Source organism: Pedobacter jaeyakensis (assembly GCF_054461315.1).
The window spans coordinates 2,825,232-2,844,195 of sequence record NZ_CM136921.1; the positions used below are offsets into that span (position 1 = coordinate 2,825,232).

Sequence of the window (18,964 nt, forward strand, 5' to 3'; positions counted from 1 at the left end):
CTTAATAATAATTACTTAAGATTTACTTATTATGCGAAAACAGATGGTAAATTTGGGCAGGTATTTTAAAATCAATGCAAACCATAACGCTAAACTTTAACAACAGTGCAGATCTTGCACCAGTAAAAAAACTGGTGGGTGCTGATATTAAACTCTCTTTAAATCCATTTATACAGTATATTTCCAAGAAGGCAGAGACAGAGAAGACAACAAAAGTTAATTTCTATAAATATATTATACAGCAATTTAGAAATTTCCCGGAGTTAAAAAATCCAATTTCCATAGAGAATGCTGGTAAATATACCGAACTCTATGAATTAATCTACACTGCGCTTTCGCCTATTATAAATGATGAAAATCAACAGTTTTGGGCGTTAGGAACTCCACTATCAGGATGTTTTCATTACGGTACCGATGCGTTCTACAATGTATTGATGGACCATAGCAACTGCAGTTTGAGAACTGACTTAAGTTTGCCTTCTAAAAGGGAAATGGAGAAAAACATGCTTGCGGCTTTCTACAATATCGTTCTGGAGCGTTTCTACAACATTTCTATGTCTGGTAATCACGTCGTTGTCAATTCGATTATCGACCAGCACACCCATCTATTAAAATACTACCGTTTAAACGTTGATACGAGGTTTCTGGACATTAAGGCCAATGTGGAGTTGCCGGATTATAAGTTAAGCGACGTTAAAGATTATATTAAAGACGAAAGAAATACCTTAAAGATACTTTCTAAACTGATTCCTCCTGAAATATTCTCTATAGAGGGCATATCGATCATAACGTTGACAGACGTGACCAGCGAATACGCATTGGAAAGTATCAAAAACATTGTTATTGAGCATAGCGATTCTCAAAAAGGTCAGTATCCAAAAGATATTGCCATGGCACTGAAAACATTGGTAGGAACCGATCAGGTGGAGTTTGGGTTGGTGCCTTATTTAAAATTGAACGGAAAACTTCAGATCAACGAACTTTCTGGCTTTACCAGTATTTTGATTCAGCTGGCAAAAGAGCAACCTATTGATGATGATAATCACGAGGAGTTGATTGAAGATTACCTCATCAATCCAAGAACGCTTATTTTTCCTGAGATTTCTGACGAGGAGTATGCCAATTACCCAATGCTAAAGCTTTTGGGCCAGATTGATGTGAAGTCTTACGCCTTGTTTCCATTATATTATAATGGAAAACTAGTGGGCTGCCTTGAGTTGTACACGAAAGATACTACTCAATTTAATGGCGGGACATTAACTAAAATCGAGGCTGCTTTTCCATTGCTTGCACAACTTTTCCAGAACATCATTATAGATTTTAATAATGATATCCAGGATGTGATTACAGATAAATTTACTGCATTGCAGCCTTCCATACAATGGCGTTTTAACGAGGCGGCATACAATTACATGCAATCTGGCGCAAGGGAGCGCAACCTGCCCATAGAGCCGGTTTTCTTTAAAGCGGTATATCCTTTTTATGGAGCTGTGGACATTAGAAATTCGAGTATACAACGTAATGCAGCGATACGGAGAGACCTTTATACCCACTTCGAAGTATTGGAAAATACCATATCTTCCATAAAAAATACTATAGCGCTTTGTAAGGAAAATGAAATACCACATGAGGAGGCCATTTGGAATTACAAAGATTTGGACGAGCTTTCCGACCGGGAGATTCTGAAAACCGAGGACTATCTGCAAAGGCAAATACCTGCATCCTTGGATCACCTGAGAACTGTTCATCCGGAGCTAAATGGTATTGTTAGTGAATATTTTAAACTCACAGGACCGAATGGCAAGGTTTTCCTGAACCGCGAGCGTTATGAGAAAAGTATGCAAATGATCAATGTGGCAGTTACCAGGCATCTTGATGATTTTAATGCCGAGTTACAGCAAATCTTTCCGGCCTATTTTGAGAAATTTAGGACTGATGGGGTGGAGTTTGATATTTATCTTGGTCAGTCTATAGCGCCAAAACGCCCCTTCTATAATGAGTTATTAGGCACTTTTAGATTGAAACAACTTCGTGTATTGGCTGAGATAGCGCAAACTACCAATAACTTGGGGCCATATTTTTCTTTACCTTTAGAAACCACACAGTTAATTTTTGTTTACGATAAGCCTATTGATGTCAGCTTTAGGATTGATGAACAACGATTTGATGTGGAGGGAAGTTATAACATCAGGTATCAAATGGTTAAGAAGCGTATTGATAAAGCCCACATCAAGGGTTCTGAAGAAAGGTTAACTCAACCAGGTAAAATTGCTATCGTTTATTTTAACGGGGCTGAAGCAAAGGAATATCTGGGATATATTAAGAAACTTCAAAAACAGGGTCTTTTAAACAATGATTTAGAATACCTGGAAATAGAAGAATTGCAAGGTGTGGAAGGACTTAAGGCTTTAAGGATTGGAGTAAGTTTGAAACGGGCTATATCGTTTATATGATCATATTCAGAAAGATTTTATTAGCTGCTTTTCTTGTAATTTCCTGTGGAGGCTCGTTTGCACAGAGCCTTAATCATGCTGGTGATTCTATCACCGTTGCCATTGCACCAGAATACAATGATGTAAGCAAATTTCACCGGTTCTTTCTCGGCGAAAGCTACCGTAAGTTATGGGCTACTCCTGTTAAAATACGTATAATTGATCTTCAAACAGAAAAAGGCGGGTTAAAAATGGTAAAACTGGGTGGCGGTATGCAGACCAGATCATTGCGCTTCGTTGATAATTCTGGAAAAGAGTGGGCTTTGAGAACCATCCAGAAGTATCCAGAGCAAGGTTTGCCCGAAAGTTTAAAACCTACTATTGCTAAAGATATCGTTCAGGACCAGGTTTCCACGAATCATCCTTTTGCAGCGTTAATTGTTCCGAAGCTGGCAGAGGCGCTTGGCTTGGCTTATGCAACGCCAGAAATGGTATATGTTAAAGACGATCCGGCCTTGGGCGAATACAGGAAAGATTTTGCCAACGCTGCCTATCTTTTAGAGCCGCGTTCGCCTTTTGAGGAAGATACAGACAATACCATTAAAGTTCAGCGGAAGATACAGGAAGATAACGATACACATGCCGACCAAAAACTGATGTTACGCGCCCGTTTGCTCGATTTTGTACTAGGCGATTGGGATAGGCATGAAGACAACTGGCGATGGTTGGAAAAGAAAGACAAGGGCGAAACGAATTATATCCCTGTTCCACGCGACAGGGACAAAGTTTTTTATAAAACTTCTGGTATTTTCCCCTGGGTATTGAATCATCAATGGCTAAAATCGCACTTGCAGCCTTATAGCGAAAGTATTAGAGATGTAGATCACTGGAACTTTAATGAGCGGTTTTTGGACCGTTACTTCTTAAATGAACTGGATGAGAAGGACTGGAAAGAAACAGTAAGCTATGTTCAGGCGCAATTGACTACTGATGTCATCAACAATGCCTTTAGGCAAATGCCGGACACAATATATAAATTGAGTGGTAAAGAATTGGTCAAAAACTTCATCTCGAGAAGAAATCAACTGGATAGCCTAGCACTTCATTATTACCGTTTCCTGTCTATAAATGTTGATGTTCCTGCATCTGATAAGAAAGAACATTTTGAGATTCAAAATAATAAGGATGGTTCAGTTTTAATAAAGGTCAACAACATAAATAAGGAAGGGAAGGTTGGCCGGTCAGTTTTCAAGAGAACTTTTGATCCTGCTATTACTAAGGAAGTCAGGTTATTTGGAATAGGGGGAGATGATATTTTCGAAGTTAAAGGAAATTCTGTTTCAACAATAAAGATCCGCACCATTGGCGGTGCAGGCAATGACAAATTTATTGTATCTGAAAATGTAGTCAATAAGCCATACATCTATGACAGGTCTGATGAAGAAAATACGTTTCCAAGCCGCGCTGTCGCAAGATTGCGTTTGGATAAGGATACCAGCGTAAATACTTTTGACAAAATGAGCTTTTTATATGATCGTTACGGACCTCTGGTTAGCCTGAATTACAATATAGATCAGGGTTTACAGCTTGGTTTAGGCTATGTGATAGAAAAGCAAGGTTTTAGAAAAGAGCCATTCGCTTCTAAGCATGAGTTTTGGGTGAACTACTCTACTGGAAGACAGTCTTTCATCATAGATTATTTAGGCGATTTCAAAAAGGCGGTAGGTAAAAATGATTTGGTTGTTCATGCCAATCTGCTTGGCCCGAACAACTTAAGCAACTTCTTCGGCATTGGGAACGATACGAAATACATCGATGCTGATGACATATTTGGAGATGATGTTCGTGAGGATGGAATTTCCTATTACCGAAACCATTACGATTATCTGAATGCCGACGTAAGACTAAGCAGAAAATTAAATCGTAATCTGCGGTTAGAAGCTGGCGTAATTGGTTCTTTTTACACCAGCAGTTTCTCAGGAAATGAAGAGCGTTTCTTTAACGACTACAATGCAGCAAATCCAGGTCAGGAGATATTCTCAACAAAATACTATGGTGGTTTGGTAGCTGGTGGGGCTTTTGATACCAGGGATAATGTAGCGATTCCGAAAAAGGGTGTTTATTGGAAAACTACACTTTTAGCACAACGGCGTTTGGATAAAACTGGGGATAGTTATGGCGCTGTTTCTTCTGAATTCAGATTCTTCTTAAATCCCGGTAAATCTGGTTTGGTTATCGCCAATAGGGTTGGGGCAGGTACCGTAATTGGGCAGCCATCTTTTTTCCAAATGATGCAGATTGGTGGTGTGAATAGCTTAAGGGGCTTTAATACTAAACGTTTCACTGGGACGGCTATGTTGTACCATAACCTGGACCTCAGGGTTAAACTGTTCAATTTCACATCCTATCTTGTGCCAGGTACAGTTGGCTTAATTGGCTTTAACGATGTTGGACGTGTTTGGACAAAGAACGATAACTCCAATACCTGGCATCAGGGGTATGGAGGAGGTTTATATGTAATCCCAGGAGAGGTTATTCTTGTACAAGCTGCCGTTGGCTTCTCAAAAGAGGCAACAATGCCCTACGTATCAATTGGGTTTAGCTTCTAACTATTCCGCCTCCTCGTCTACTAAAATCTTAATTTCATGATCAGAAATGGTAATTAGCCTATCTTTATATAAGCCTCCAATTACTTTTTTGAAAGCATTCTTGCTTATTTTAAAGCGCTCATAGATATCTTCTGGAGAACTTTTGTCGCCCAGCGCAATGACCCCACCAGATTCCCTAAGTTCCATTAGGACATCATCTTTGGTGTCCAAAATGTGACCGTAACCCATTGGTTGCAGACTCAAATCAATCTTTCCTTCCACACGGATTTTTTTAATCCATCCTTTTCTTAATTCACCAGGATTTAAAGTGTCAAACAATTCATTATCATACAATAAGCCAATGTATTTGTTATCTATGATCGCATTGTAGCCCAGATCAGATTTATCTACAATTAACAAACTCACTTCATCGCCTTCTTCAAGGTCTATATCATCCTCTTCTACAAAATTGAGCAATTTTGAGGACGCCACCATACGACTGTTACCTTCATCAACGAATAAATAGACAACGTGACTTTCACCCTTAAACATTGGCCTTTTCTGTTCTCGTGCGGGAACAAAAATATCCTTCTCAAGTCCCAGATCCATAAAAGCACCATCCTCGTTGTCATCAACCACAGTTAGATAAGCAAAATCTCCAACACAGGCCAGGGGCTTTTTAGTGGTCGCAGTAAGCCTGCCATCCTTTTGAACATAAACAAATACATTGATGTTCTCACCTATTTCGATATTCTTTGGAACCTGAGTGTAAGGCAACAGTACTTCACTGTTGCCTTCCGTTAGAATAAGTCCCTGATCAGTTTTACTGATTATTCTTAAGTCGTTGTATTGACCGATTGCTACCATTGCTATTTATTTAGAGGATAATTAGCCCTCTTCTTGAAATGCAAAGTTAATCCTTTTTCTTGATCCACTCATTGAACAGTTCTTTATAATGTACGTTGTCTATTTTTACGTTACTAAATTCTCCGGGTTCAATACCAAAGAAGCGTTCTAATTTTATACCAATGGTATAAGGTATTTCTTCCTTTGAATCTAATAAAATGTTAGCGTAGTTGTTTAGGGTGTTGTTGCATTTGCCTATAATCTTTGGTAATACACTTCTTGCAAACCGGTACTCATGATAAGTCAACTGGTTTAGGCTTTCTTCTAGTTTGTACTTTTTTTCCTCACCAAGAGCGGAAACTTCAATTTTCATCTTCTAAAAAAATTAAATTTTAAATAAATAATTAGTGCAAGTCTCTATCATTGGGAATTCATAGTGGTAAAAAAAAGTAAAAAATTTTTAAGAATTTCAAATTATCAATAATGTCGGGTAACGTTGCTTACTTTTGTAACAATGATTTCGAAGTTAAAACACAGGTTCTTTTTAAGTTTATTTTTTTTTATGTCGGGTTTCAGTTTTTCAACATGGGCATCCAGAATACCGACAATTAAAGAACAATTTGACTTTAACGAAGCAGAATTAGGCTCAATTCTTTTGGCGATGCCATTGGGCTCATTAATAGGTCTTCCCATTTCAGGTTGGCTTGTTTCTAAATACAACAGTCGTGTTCCCTTATCAATAGGATACGGCCTAAATGCATTATCCCTTGCAGGAATAGCGTTTGCAAATAGTACCATTACTTTACTGCTGGCAATCAGCATATTTGCGTTCACAACAAGAATTTTCAATATCTCTGTAAACACACAAGCATTAACACTTCAAAAGCAGTTTGATAAAAAAATTATTGGCTCTTTCCATGGATTCTGGAGTTTGGGTGGCATAGGTGGCATCATATTATCTACTTTTCTTTTAATGAGCAACGTGTCTATCGATCTGCATTTCCTGATCGTGGCGATCATCATGTTAAGCGTAACCATTTACTCTTTTCGCTATCTTTTAAAGGGCGACAGGTCGAGTACCGGCAATAAGTTGATATTAAGTAAACCTGACCCATACATACTGCATTTAGGCTTAGTGGTTTTCTTATGCGCTATTTGTGAGGGGGGGATGTTTGATTGGAGTGGAATCTATTTCCAGGAAGTCATTAATGTAAATGTATTTACTTACGGATACCTCATCTTTATGACATTTATGGCGATCTCCAGGTTTCTGTCGGATCTCCTCATTGCTAAGTTTGGTATGCATAAAATCTATATCGCCAGTGGAATTTGCATTTCCAACGGAATATTCATTGCTACTGTTTTTCCAACATTTTGGACAGCGATGGCCGGATTCTCGCTTGTTGGCTTTGGCACAGCTTCGATAATACCTATGTCTTACGCGCTGGCCGGACTTTCAAAAAAGTACTCACCTGGTATGGCAATTTCTATTATAGCCACTTATTCAATTACAGGTATGTTGCTTGGGCCGCCAATAATTGGCTATATAGCCCATGCATTTAACCTGAAAATATCTTTTGTTATTTTTGCTATTTGCGGTATGGCATTAATACCAATTACCAACTCTTTTTTTAAACGTTGGTAATTTCCTCCGCAGGAGCTCCGTTTGCTTTAGCAATTTCTTCATCTCTAAAATCTTTAAACTCTTGGGTAGCTGCATCAACCTTTGTTTTTACGGTTTCAACAACACGGTCCTTTAAGTTCACCAAGCTATCTTTTCCATAAGATATTTTATCTTTTATGGAATGAATGCTGTCTTTGGCATTGTCTGCAAGATCGAGTGCTTTATCAGAGATTTTTTCCCTTGTTTTTTTTCCACTTTCTGGAGCGAATAAAACTCCTATAACTGCTCCCACTGCTAAGCCAGCTAACAGTGCAACTAATGCGCCTGATTTATCGCTTGATCTGTCAGTCAAATCTGATATACGTCCAGATATTAATTTCTTGTAATTCATAATAGATGTCTTTTCCGTATAGTCTAACACATTCCGTACCAATGTGTTTAAAATAATTATATTTGTTTTAAGCGATCAATCCAGCCAGCATTTCAAATTCCGTATTCTTACATGAAAAAATTATCTTTATTATGCTTTTTCGTCTTATTTCTTCAAATTCCTAATGCTATTGGTCAAATTATGCATCCTGATAGTACAGTGCATGCAATGAATGAACTGTTAGCCCATCAAAAAGTGGCCGCACAATTTACAAATCCGTCAAAAGCACAGCTCCATGAACTTTTAAAATTCGGTTTATGGGATAAAGCTTTAGTTTTAATAGAAAAAAGTAAATTAAAACAATCTGAAAAGGACCTTTTAACTGCTTCCTATTATTTTTATAATAACATGTTCTCCAGAGCGCAGACGTTGGTTGACAACGTTTTAAAATCTGAGCCAAATAATGCTGAGGCTTTAGTTGCAAATGCTAATTTGGAAGTACAAGCCTGGCGTTTATCATCTGCAGAACAGTTCGCGAAGAAAGCTATCGAGAGTAACGCGGGTAATGTCTCAGCTCAAATTATGCTTGGAAGGATTAAATTACTTCAGAAAAAGTATGAGGAGGCTTTGGCCATAGCAAAATCAGTCGAAATCATCGCACCCACAAATGCCGAGGCCTATCTTTTAGAGGCAGATGTTTACTTTTGGAACCAACATCCTGAAAAAGCGGAAGCACCTTTAATCAGGTCTTTAGAACTAGATCCGTTTAATCCAGATGCACGTTTTAGCTATGGTTATGCCATATGGCGAAGGGTTGATGCTACACAGCTCAATGCCATGGCAGCCCAATGGGATCTGGCCCTGGCACTTAACCCGCTCCACTATCAAACCAATTGGCATTGGGGCAATGGCCACACCAACCTGACTTATGCCGATTACGCGGAAGTTGATGATGAGCAGATACGCAAAGAACTTTCGTCTGCAGATGATTTTGTCAGAAATAATCAACTGGAGCAAGCCGTTCAAATCACCTACAAAGTGCAGGCAAAATATCCCAACTCTGTGCTTCCCAGAATGCAAAGGGCCTCTATTTACTACAGCGATTTTAGTAGTAAACGCACGCAAAATCTGGATTCAGCAGAGCAGCTATTTAGGGAACTACTCCATCAGAAAAAACACTACGGACCAGCACATAATGGGCTTTCAGCAATCATCAAATCAAAACGAATCCCGTTTCTTGCAGCTTATGATAGTATTTCAAATTCACTAAAGAATACGAAGATCACAGATCCAGATAATTTTCTCAAGGTGTTTCCAGATGTTGCATATTATCCTGGTCAAACTGCAAAAGCTATGGTATGGAATCAGATGTATACATCCATAGTTTATTTTCCATTTCTTTCTAAGGAAGGAAACAGCTTCCGCATACCACCATTACATCAAGATTTGGCCATTACGATGAAATCGCCCTCCTTCAGATTTATGACAACGTTTGACAACCGCCAATGGATGGATATAAGAGGAGTGGGGAGTGGCGCAGCGGCAATTGAATATGTGGAACGCGGCGCCTTTATGGAACGTAATGTGATCCTTCATGAATATGTTCATTTATTTCATGGCAGCGTTTTAACAGATCAGGAAAACCGCAAAATAAGGGCATTGTACTACAACGCCATGAAAGAGCACCGCACACTGGACTATTACTCCCAAAATAATGAGAGTGAATATTTTGCGCAAACCTATCCCGCGTATTTCGAACCTGTCAAAGTACACCCATTGGATTTTAAGTCCATGAACACCACCAGTGATCTTAAGGCAAAAGATCCTGAGATGTACAACTTTATAGACAGCTTGGTAAAAAAGGAACGTGCATATCTTTCAGGAGATAAGAAAGCTATGGCAAGTAATTGGGCAGAAGTCTATCTTAACTTGAGCAATGATTCAGGCTATTCGGGTAAAGCAATAGCCTACCTGGATACGGCATTAACCTATGATGCTAAATATTTGCCAGTATACCTGCGTATGGCAGAAATCTATCAATATAAACGCGATTTTGCAGCCGCAAGTCGATGGCTGGATAGCGCAAAATCGATAGACCCAAAATATCCTCCAATTTATGCTTCTTATTCCCTTTTAGCAGCTGCAAAATATGCCGACAAACAAATAGATCAAGAAACCGCAGTGAAACAACAAGCTGCTTACCTAAAACAATCGTTGTCGCTAGAATCAGACTATCAGGAAATTGCCAGGGTTAGCTTGATGCTTCGCGAGATGTACCGCAGAAATGCATTATATATAGAAGCAATTCAAGTAGCAGATGAATATGGTAAAAATGGGGCAACCGTTTCTACCTACTTGAGAGACAGGAGGGATGAAGCATTGGCTTATTCAGCCACATTACGCTCAGCAATGGGCGATCAAACTCAATCTGAAGTGCTAAAAAAGCTGGTGGAGCAAAAACCTCAAAACTTTGAGTTTAGAAATCAATATGCTGATATCCTGGCTCAGGAACATAATTTCACAGCGGCAATAAATACCATTAAAGAAGCGCAGCGCATTCTTTCAGCTTCAGGAAATGCAAGGTCTGATTATAAACTGAGGTTGGCGGAATACTATCAAATGCGCAATCAACCCGATAGTGCAGCAGAATATGTCAAGCAGCTGGCTACAGATAAAACACAGCTAAGGACTTCCGATCAGCTTCGTTACGTCAGGCTACTTATCCAAGCAAAAAACATAGAAATTGCAGAGGCCATTTTCAAAAACTTTAAGCCATCGGGCGATAAAACGATGATGGCCGAATACCGCTATACTCAGGCCAAGCTCTACCAGGCCGAAAAAAAACTACTAGAATATGTATTGGCTTTGAATAAAACGATTCAGGAAAACCCTTACTATTTGCCAGCTTACCTGGACCTTAAAGAACATGCCTCATCAGGTAAAGATGCTACGCAATTAAAAAAAATAGAAACGCTAATGAAAACCAATTCATTAAAATAGCCTGGCTTTTATTACGGAATAAAGACGATAATAAGTGTTTTTATACCTACTTTTGCTTCGTGTATTTAATACACTAACTATGGCAATTATGAAGAAGAGCTTACTTACCCTAACCCTAGGCGGCCTCGGCATCGGAATCACAGAGTTCGTGATGATGGGCCTCCTTCCAGATATCGCTAAAGACCTTTCCATTACCATACCGCAAGCGGGACATTTAATTTCGGCGTACGCCCTGGGCGTAGTTATTGGCGCGCCTTTATTGGTGGTTATTGCCGGTAGTTATCCTCCAAAAAAAATCCTGATGGTCCTGATGTTAATGTTTACAGTGTTCAATGCGTTATCTGCATTTGCACCAGGCTACATCACCATGTTTGCTGCAAGGTTACTTGCGGGTTTACCGCACGGCGCATTTTTTGGTGTTGGGTCAGTAGTAGCCAGTCGCATTGCTGATAAGGGCAAAGAGGCACAATCTGTATCGCTTATGTTTGCCGGATTAACCATAGCAAACGTAATCGGTGTTCCATTAGGTACTTACATTGGCCACAATTACTCATGGAGATATACTTTCGTCATCATCGTTATTGTAGGCCTGATCACGATGTTAAGCCTGAAAGTCTGGATGCCGAATTTGCCTGCTACTAAAAATAGGAACTTATCTCAGGAGTTGAATTTTTTCAAACAACCCGAATCTTGGTTAATCATTTTAATGATTGCTGTGGGTACTGGCGGTCTGTTTTCCTGGTATTCCTATATTGCACCGTTACTAACTGAGGTTTCTGGTTTTTCAGCCAATTCGATCACTTATATTTTGGTAATCGCGGGTTTTGGAATGATGGTTGGAAACTTTATTGGAGGCAGGTTAGCAGACAAGGTATCGCCCGCAACTGCTACGCTGGCATTGTTGGTAACCATGTCTATCACCCTGTTTATTGTGCATTATGTGTCAATAAATCAGACCATGTCGCTGATCATGACTTTTGTTACCGGCGCGGTTGCTTTTGCTGCTGCTTCACCAATACAGATGCTGATGATCAATACGGCAAAAGGTTCAGAAATGCTTGCAGCTTCGGTTAGTCAGGCCAGCTTTAATATTGGGAATGCTCTGGGTGCTTTCCTTGGTGGATTGCCACTGGCTGCTGGATATGATTATACTTCACCAGTATGGGTAGGTTCTCTCATGGCATTAATTGGTGCCTCATTTGCCTGGATGTTGATTGCAAGAACAAAAAGAGCTAAGGTTACCATTGCTCCCGCTATTTAATTCTCACTCGTAAGAAAATACTTGCTTTTGGTGCTTCGTTCCGCCCATCTGCACCGCGCTGCACGCTTGTTTTTACTTCATTAGCGGAAAAAACTTAGGCACATCTTTTTCAGCGCTAGAAAAGTAGATAAGCTTTTTGTCTTTCCCATACAAATAAAGAGAAGGGTACTGCTTAGGATGAAACAAGGGAATGAATACCATATCCTTATCCCTTAACAAGGTAACATTCTTCATTGCAGGTAGTCCTTTAGCAAAATTATTCATGAAATAATTAATGGATTCAACCTCATCAAGGCTGATCATATACACGTTTATGCCAGCCAGTTCTTTACTTCTTTTAGAAAGAACGGTGCCCACACGCTGACAATGCTCGCAAGTGGCGTCATAAAACATGATCAATGATTTCCTGTCTTTTGGTAACGCACTGGTTGAAAAACTTTTGCCATCTAATTTATAGAATACCGCATTTGGTATCACTGAACCTGGAATGGGATCTTGTGCGAATACAAATAGACCCAATAGAGATAATGAAATAGTTAGCAAAAAGTGTTTCATAAAGCTTTCGTAATTCAATTGTATGTTAAAACAAAGGTATGTAAACGGAGATAAGGTAACAACACTGATATTAAAAACACTACCATATTATGATATAACTTTTTAGATTTGTTTACACGACACCAATGAAACGATACAAATATATCCTGATTGCGGCACTGATATTTACACTTTATCAATGTCAAAGCTATAAGAAAACAGCTTCTAATACAGTCATATCTGCCAAAGACATAGACTTTAGTCGCTCCCCTGTAATTCCTGCTGATCAAACTATCAGTAAGATGAAGTTAGAAGAAGGCTTTGATATCCAGTTAATCGCTGCAGAGCCTTTAGTGAATACGCCTGTGGCGATGTCTTTTGATACCAAAGGTCGGATGTGGGTGGTAGAAATGGTAGGTTATATGCCTGATACTTTGGGCCGTGGCGAGGAAGTTCCGAACGGAAAAATAGTGATCCTTAGCGACGACAATATGGATGGGGTATTTGATAACCGTAAGGTATTTTTAGATTCTTTAGTCTTACCGCGGGCCATCTGTTTGGTGGATGGTGGCATTCTCGTTGCAGAATCGCCGAACCTGTGGTACTATGATATTGAAAATGAAAAGCCTGTACATAAAACACTTGTGGACGCAAAGTACGCTGTTGATGGCAATGTGGAACACCAGCCCAATGGTTTAATGAGAGGATTAGACAATTGGATCTATAATGCTAAATCAAGCAAGCGGTATCGTAAACTGGGAGGTAATTGGGTAATAGAAAATACTCATTTTAGAGGTCAGTGGGGTATCAGTCAGGATAATTATGGCCGATTGTACTATAACGGTAACTCATCAAATGTAGAAGGTGATTATTTTAGTCCTGGTTTCGGATTTACCAATAGCAACCAAAAAGGTGTTAGCGGATATAATGAGCGCCCGGTGCCGAATAATCGAGTTTATCCTGCCAGGCCAACACCTGGTGTAAATAGGGGATATATGCCTGGTACATTAGACGATAGTTTGAGATTATTGAATTTTACAGCAGCATGCAGTCCGCTGGTTTATCGTGGTGACTTGTTTGGCGATGCCTATAATTTTAACGCCTTTGTCGCAGAACCGTCGGCCAATCTGATCAAAAGAAATATCCTTAACGAAGATGGTTTTATGGTCAAGGGAAAACAGGCTTATGCAGGTAAAGAGTTTTTAACAAGTGTTGATGAACGATTCAGGCCAGTTGGATTATATAATGGTCCTGATGGGGCGATGTACGTATTAGACATGTATAGAGGAATAATCCAGCACAAAACTTATGAAACACCCTATTTGATTGATCAAATTAAAAAAAGAGACCTTTCTGCGCCAATTACTTGCGGTAGGATTTACAAAATTGTGCCGAAAGGCAAGAAAGCCGTTAACACTGTCATCGCTCAGGGCCCTGAAGAATTAGTTGCTCAATTGAGCAGCGCAAATGGTTTTATTAGGGATATGGCTCAGCAATCCATAATTGACAAGCATTTGTCGGCAGCTATTCCATTTCTTAAACTGGCATTGACTGAAGAAAGCAATTCGCTAAAAGTTATCCATGCCATGTGGACATTAGAAGGGTTAAATGCATTGACAACCAATGAGGTAGTCTCTGTACTTAATCAAAAAGACTGGCATGTAAAAGCTCAGGCTTTGACGGTTTTGCCCTCAGTCATCAATAATAGTTCGTACGGTCGTTTTAGTCAGGCTTTATTATCCGTTTTTGATGATGGCGATGAGCGCCTTATGCCATATGTAGCTTATTGCGCATACTATTTGAAGCCATTTGATCCTAAGACATCAGAAAGGCTATTGATGATGCTTGCTGAAAAGTATAAAGGCAATAACTATGTGGCTGATGCAATAATTAGTAACCTTGCTTATCGGGAAGAGGCTTTCAAATCTAACTTAGCTAAAACATTGCCCGATACCAACTTGCGAATACACAAGCAATTGCAAAAAGTAATTAACAGTATCAATGCCTCACAGAAAAACAGGGATCCCGAAGTATTGGCTAAATTGTATCCTAAGGGATTGGATGTATTTCTATCTACCTGTCAAACCTGTCACGGACCGGATGGTAATGGTATTAAATCTCTTGCACCACCTTTAAACAAGTCAGAATGGGTAAATGGAGATCGCGATAAGTTGATATCTATCGTGTTATTTGGTTTAACCGGTCCGGTAAAAGTAAACGGCAAAGTTTACGAGGCGCCGGAAATTTCAGGTGATATGCCTGCTATTGCACATAGTGAAGAAATCACCGATGAGGACATCGGACAGTTGCTAAGTTTCATCAGGAGTTCCTGGCAAAATAATGCAACTAAAGTCGAAACCAAGGATGTTTCTGCTATCCGCGCTAAATTAAAGGGTAGGCAAAAGGCGTTTACTCAAGCTGAGTTAAATACCATTAAGTAGCCATCTTGTTCATAATATCGAAAATGCTGTGCATAATGTCGGCTTAAATGTTAACAACCAAGGCTTGGGTTGTTAGTAAACTATCCTCTGCTTGTGTATAATATGTGCACAACTATTGTAACATTTACTTGGTAAAAATCACAAATCGCTGTATATTAGTGCTATCAAATACGGAGTACATTGACAGTCTGAAAGTAATTCTAAAAAAGAACGCGAGTCTAAGGACAACAAGTTCTGGAATTTACTGGTCGATTTAGCAGATTGCTTAAAGCCTTTGGAAACGAAGATTAAGCATCATTAGAACACCCTCAGGGGAAGGTCCAATAGTCTAATCGGAGCAGACGTTACTAAAGGTGATGCACTCTATGGAGAAAGTCACACGGCGGTGATCATCAGCAGTTGCGAAGTTTGAAAGAACGGAAAGCCTGTGGAAATGTCAATACAACAAAGTATAAGAGAACTTCTACTAACTATGGTTACGGAAGTTGAAAACGGAGATCCAAATCGAAAGAAGAGGGCTCCGTTTTCTGTTTTAGGCTATTTTTTCCAAGTTCAATTAGGAAATACGTTTGAAGACTCAAAATTAAGACGCCAGTTTTGGTGCCTTTATTATTAAATAGCTATTTTTAGCTAACATGAGTAAAGCGAAAAAGTCAACCTCTGCCCAAAAAAAGATCTTTGTTCTGGACACCTCGGTCATCTTGTATGACCACAATGCCTTCACCAACTTCCAGGAACACGATGTTGCAGTTCCTATTCAGGTATTAGAGGAACTGGACAACATGAAGAGCGGAAATGAAACCCGAAATGCCGAAGCAAGAAGCTTTATCAGATTGATAGACCGCATGTCGTCCGACCAGATTATCAACGATTGGATTCCATTGACTGGTAGTAAAAATGGGCGTTTCAAGGTAGTGATGGATGATCAATCCAATCATCTGGATGCTGAAGCTATCTTTGGAACTAGCAAAATAGACCACAGGATATTAAATGCAGCACTTAGTTTAAAGCAAGAGTTTCCAACTGCCAAAGTTGTCCTGGTCTCTAAAGACATCTGTTTGCGTTTGAAAGCAAAATCGCTTGATTTGCACGCCGAGGATTATGAGACAGGTAAGGTTAAAAATGTAGATGAGTTGTACACTGGTAAATCGATCATAAATCGTGTTCCGGAAAAATACATCGCAGATCTTAAAGAAAATGGAGTTGCAGACACTGCCGTTTTAAATCTGCCTGAAGAATCAGCTAACCTTTTTTACATCTTGAAAAGCGGTCGGAAATCTACACCAGCCTGGTTTGAATCAAAAACTAAGCAACTATATCCCATAGATCGGAAATCTGTATTTGGTATTTCACCAAGAAACCATGAACAGGCATTTGCAGTACACGCTTTGTTAAATTCGGATGTTAAATTAGTTACTATTCAAGGTAAAGCCGGTACTGGCAAAACACTCCTCGCCCTAGCCAGCGCACTGGAGCAACGAAAAAACTACCGCCAAATCTTTGTAACCAGACCAATTGTGGCATTGAGCAACAAGGACCTTGGATACTTGCCAGGCGATATCAAGTCAAAGATAGATCCTTACATGGCGCCAATCTGGGACAACCTCAAGTTCATTAAAGATCAATATCAAAACGATCCAAAGGCACAATCACGTATTGATGAATTTGTTAGCTCAGAAAAAATTGTCATTACGCCATTAGCCTACATCCGTGGTCGTACCCTTACTAAGATCTTCTTCATCGTAGATGAGGCACAGAATCTGACCCCTCATGAGGTGAAGACCATTATTTCCAGAGCAGGTGAGGACACTAAGATCGTTTTCACAGGTGACATTTATCAAATTGATACGCCATATCTGGATGCGGAAAGTAACGGCTTATCGTACCTGATTGAAAATGCCCGCAACCATCCGTTATATGCGCACATTACCTTGGACAAAGGTGAACGCAGTGAGCTTGCTAATTTAGCCAATGATCTTTTGTAGATTTGATTTTTGCAAATCAACATCATGAAAGCAACTACGGTAGAAGAATTTTATAAGGAAACCAGCGAACTCATTCCTGAGGGCATTAGTAAAGAAATAGGACACTTCAATATTTTTAGCATCAAAGACTTGATGATCAAAATTAAGGAGAAGCCGGGAATGCCCTATAATAGGAGGGCGTATTATAAAATTAGTTGTATCAAAGGCCACAACAAAGCTGAATATGCAGATAAGGTAATAGAAATAGAGAAGCAGGCGCTGTTATTTGCTACCCCAAAAATACCTTATAACTATGTGCCGTACGATGCCGACCAATCTGGGTTTTTCTGCATTTTCACAGAAGAGTTTTTGATGAAACCTAAGAGCGGTGTATTGTTGGATGAACTCCCAATATTTAAACCGGGTGGGTATCCTGTGTTTGATATTACGGATGAGGAGAGCGCTGAAATTGAGTCCATCTTCAAGAAAATGCAACGCGAGCTGTCATCAGATTATGCGTTTAAGTATGACTTATTACGTAATTATCTTTTGGAACTTATCCATTTCGGGCAGAAGCTACAGCCCGTTACCGCACTTTACCCTTCCCATACGGCATCAGCCAGGGTGTCCTCTTTATTTGCCGAATTGTTAGAAAGACAATTCCCTATTGAGTCGCCGCACCAAAAGCTCAGGTTAAGGACAGCCAAGGATTATGCCGATACCTTGTCCGTTCACGTTAACCATTTAAACAAGGTATTAAAAGAACACACCGGTAAGACCACAACTGCTATTATTTCCGGCAGGTTAATTAGAGAAGCCAAAATACTACTCAAACAGACGGATTGGAATATTTCTGAAATTGCCTATTGCCTTGGTTTTGAAGAAGTAGCGCATTTTTCAAATTTCTTTAGGAAGCAAACTTCTTATTCACCTGCATCCTTCAGGTCCTAATGATATTTTTAACAATGGATTGAAATTTGCAAATTAAAGATTGATGTTTGCAAACCTTAAAACTTTTTGGATGCGAACTTTGTGTTATTAAATAATTCAAAAATTCTAATTATAACAATAACATGGAAGCAAGAAATAAAATAGCATTAGTAACTGGTGGTAGTCGCGGTTTAGGCAGAAACATGGCCATCAGCATTGCCAAAAAAGGAATTGATTTGGTGCTGACTTACAACACCAATAAAGAGGAGGCAGACAAAGTGGTAGCTGAGATTAAGTCCCTGGGTCAAAACGCCGTAGCATTTCAGTTAGATGCTGGAGATGTGAAATCTTTTGACAACTTCTTTAAGGAAGTTACAGCTTACTTAAAACAGACTACTGGAAAGGAAGCGTTTGATTTCTTGATCAATAATGCAGGAACGGCTTTATATGCTGCCTTTGCAGAAACTACTGAAGAACAATTTGATACCGCCTTGAACATCCATTTTAAAGGTGTATTTTTCCTTACTCAAAAGGCTTTACCATTTCTAAATGATGGTGGAAGAATTGTAAATATATCTTCCGGGTTAGCACGCTTTTCATTTCCAGGATCATCGGCTTACGGCTCAATGAAAGGAGCTATCGAAGTGTTGACCAGGTATCTTGCGAAAGAGTTAGGCTCAAGAGGTATCGCAGCGAATGTTGTAGCTCCAGGTGCTATTGAAACCGATTTCGGCGGAGGTCACGTGAGAGACGATGAGAAAATGAACGCCCAAATAGCTGGATTTACCGCATTAGGTCGTGTAGGCTTACCTGATGATATAGGTGGAGTTGTCGCATTTTTATGTACAGAGGATGCCAAATGGATCAATGGTCAGCGCATAGAAGTATCTGGTGGAATGAGTCTGTAAATCATTTAAAAACGTGATGTAAATCATATCATGCTGATTTGGCAACACCGAAATTGGTGCCGTCAA

The 18,964-nt window shown here is 39.5% G+C and carries 13 protein-coding genes; 9 read left to right on the forward strand and 4 right to left on the reverse strand.

Annotation, left to right across the window (positions count from 1 at the left end):
- Positions 1-74: 74 nt before the first annotated feature.
- Together ACXZ1K_RS12640 and ACXZ1K_RS12645 are read left to right on the forward strand one after the other, a co-directional pair.
- On the forward strand, positions 75-2,453 hold the full coding sequence (locus ACXZ1K_RS12640) for a GAF domain-containing protein (RefSeq protein ID WP_458970025.1): 2,379 nt from the start codon (positions 75-77) through the stop codon (positions 2,451-2,453).
- Positions 2,450-5,041: a BamA/TamA family outer membrane protein gene (locus ACXZ1K_RS12645; protein WP_458970026.1), complete on the forward strand. Its 2,592-nt coding sequence runs from the start codon at positions 2,450-2,452 to the stop codon at positions 5,039-5,041. Before ACXZ1K_RS12640 ends, ACXZ1K_RS12645 begins: the two co-directional genes overlap by 4 nt.
- Here ACXZ1K_RS12645 and ACXZ1K_RS12650 read toward each other — a convergent pair whose 3' ends face one another.
- Both ACXZ1K_RS12650 and ACXZ1K_RS12655 read right to left on the reverse strand, forming a co-directional pair.
- On the reverse strand, positions 5,042-5,887 hold the full coding sequence (locus ACXZ1K_RS12650) for a CvfB family protein (RefSeq protein ID WP_458970027.1): 846 nt from the start codon (positions 5,885-5,887) through the stop codon (positions 5,042-5,044).
- 46 nt (positions 5,888-5,933) lie between these two features.
- Positions 5,934-6,239: a hypothetical protein gene (locus ACXZ1K_RS12655; protein ID WP_458970028.1), complete on the reverse strand. Its 306-nt coding sequence runs from the start codon at positions 6,237-6,239 to the stop codon at positions 5,934-5,936.
- Positions 6,240-6,380: 141 nt separating this feature from the next.
- On the opposite strand from ACXZ1K_RS12655, the gene ACXZ1K_RS12660 reads away from it, so the two are divergent.
- On the forward strand, positions 6,381-7,511 hold the full coding sequence (locus tag ACXZ1K_RS12660; protein WP_458970029.1) for an MFS transporter: 1,131 nt from the start codon (positions 6,381-6,383) through the stop codon (positions 7,509-7,511).
- On the opposite strand, the gene ACXZ1K_RS12665 is transcribed toward ACXZ1K_RS12660, so the two are convergent.
- Positions 7,498-7,881, reverse strand: a complete 384-nt coding sequence (locus tag ACXZ1K_RS12665) for a YtxH domain-containing protein (protein ID WP_458970030.1) — start codon at positions 7,879-7,881, stop codon at positions 7,498-7,500. The two genes, ACXZ1K_RS12660 and ACXZ1K_RS12665, sit on opposite strands and share 14 nt — an antisense overlap.
- A 111-nt stretch (positions 7,882-7,992) precedes the next feature.
- On the opposite strand from ACXZ1K_RS12665, the gene ACXZ1K_RS12670 reads away from it, so the two are divergent.
- Positions 7,993-10,860, forward strand: coding sequence for a tetratricopeptide repeat protein (locus ACXZ1K_RS12670; protein WP_458970031.1), 2,868 nt, complete (start codon positions 7,993-7,995; stop codon positions 10,858-10,860).
- A gap of 88 nt (positions 10,861-10,948) precedes the next feature.
- A complete protein-coding gene (locus ACXZ1K_RS12675) occupies positions 10,949-12,121 on the forward strand; it encodes an MFS transporter (RefSeq protein WP_458970032.1) in 1,173 nt (390 codons plus the stop codon).
- Between the two features lie 72 nt (positions 12,122-12,193).
- Here ACXZ1K_RS12675 and ACXZ1K_RS12680 read toward each other — a convergent pair whose 3' ends face one another.
- A complete protein-coding gene (locus ACXZ1K_RS12680) occupies positions 12,194-12,676 on the reverse strand; it encodes a peroxiredoxin family protein (RefSeq protein WP_458970033.1) in 483 nt (160 codons plus the stop codon).
- Between the two features lie 125 nt (positions 12,677-12,801).
- Here ACXZ1K_RS12680 and ACXZ1K_RS12685 point away from each other — a divergent pair, with 125 nt between their 5' ends.
- From ACXZ1K_RS12685 to ACXZ1K_RS12700, 4 genes are all read left to right on the forward strand, one after another.
- Complete coding sequence (locus tag ACXZ1K_RS12685; RefSeq protein ID WP_458970034.1) at positions 12,802-15,096, forward strand: DUF7133 domain-containing protein; 2,295 nt, start codon at positions 12,802-12,804, stop codon at positions 15,094-15,096.
- Positions 15,097-15,731: 635 nt separating this feature from the next.
- The gene (locus ACXZ1K_RS12690; RefSeq protein WP_458970035.1) at positions 15,732-17,081 is read left to right on the forward strand and encodes a PhoH family protein; all 1,350 of its coding nucleotides are present in this window, start codon (positions 15,732-15,734) and stop codon (positions 17,079-17,081) included.
- A gap of 24 nt (positions 17,082-17,105) precedes the next feature.
- Complete coding sequence (locus tag ACXZ1K_RS12695) at positions 17,106-18,011, forward strand: helix-turn-helix domain-containing protein (RefSeq protein ID WP_458970036.1); 906 nt, start codon at positions 17,106-17,108, stop codon at positions 18,009-18,011.
- 122 nt (positions 18,012-18,133) lie between these two features.
- Entirely contained in the window at positions 18,134-18,898 is a 765-nt protein-coding gene (locus ACXZ1K_RS12700) for an SDR family NAD(P)-dependent oxidoreductase (RefSeq protein ID WP_458970037.1), read from the forward strand.
- The last annotated feature ends 66 nt before the right edge of the window (positions 18,899-18,964 follow it).

Excerpts from the sequence above, each read along its gene's own strand:
- ACXZ1K_RS12640 (WP_458970025.1), top strand. The coding sequence starts at position 75 with ATGCAAACCATAACGCTAAACTTTAACAACAGTGCAGATCTTGCACCA.
- ACXZ1K_RS12645 (WP_458970026.1), top strand. The coding sequence starts at position 2,450 with ATGATCATATTCAGAAAGATTTTATTAGCTGCTTTTCTTGTAATTTCC.
- ACXZ1K_RS12650 (WP_458970027.1), bottom strand. The coding sequence starts at position 5,887 with ATGGTAGCAATCGGTCAATACAACGACTTAAGAATAATCAGTAAAACT.
- ACXZ1K_RS12655 (WP_458970028.1), bottom strand. The coding sequence starts at position 6,239 with ATGAAAATTGAAGTTTCCGCTCTTGGTGAGGAAAAAAAGTACAAACTA.
- ACXZ1K_RS12660 (WP_458970029.1), top strand. The coding sequence starts at position 6,381 with ATGATTTCGAAGTTAAAACACAGGTTCTTTTTAAGTTTATTTTTTTTT.
- ACXZ1K_RS12665 (WP_458970030.1), bottom strand. The coding sequence starts at position 7,881 with ATGAATTACAAGAAATTAATATCTGGACGTATATCAGATTTGACTGAC.
- ACXZ1K_RS12670 (WP_458970031.1), top strand. The coding sequence starts at position 7,993 with ATGAAAAAATTATCTTTATTATGCTTTTTCGTCTTATTTCTTCAAATT.
- ACXZ1K_RS12675 (WP_458970032.1), top strand. The coding sequence starts at position 10,949 with ATGAAGAAGAGCTTACTTACCCTAACCCTAGGCGGCCTCGGCATCGGA.
- ACXZ1K_RS12680 (WP_458970033.1), bottom strand. The coding sequence starts at position 12,676 with ATGAAACACTTTTTGCTAACTATTTCATTATCTCTATTGGGTCTATTT.
- ACXZ1K_RS12685 (WP_458970034.1), top strand. The coding sequence starts at position 12,802 with ATGAAACGATACAAATATATCCTGATTGCGGCACTGATATTTACACTT.
- ACXZ1K_RS12690 (WP_458970035.1), top strand. The coding sequence starts at position 15,732 with ATGAGTAAAGCGAAAAAGTCAACCTCTGCCCAAAAAAAGATCTTTGTT.
- ACXZ1K_RS12695 (WP_458970036.1), top strand. The coding sequence starts at position 17,106 with ATGAAAGCAACTACGGTAGAAGAATTTTATAAGGAAACCAGCGAACTC.
- ACXZ1K_RS12700 (WP_458970037.1), top strand. The coding sequence starts at position 18,134 with ATGGAAGCAAGAAATAAAATAGCATTAGTAACTGGTGGTAGTCGCGGT.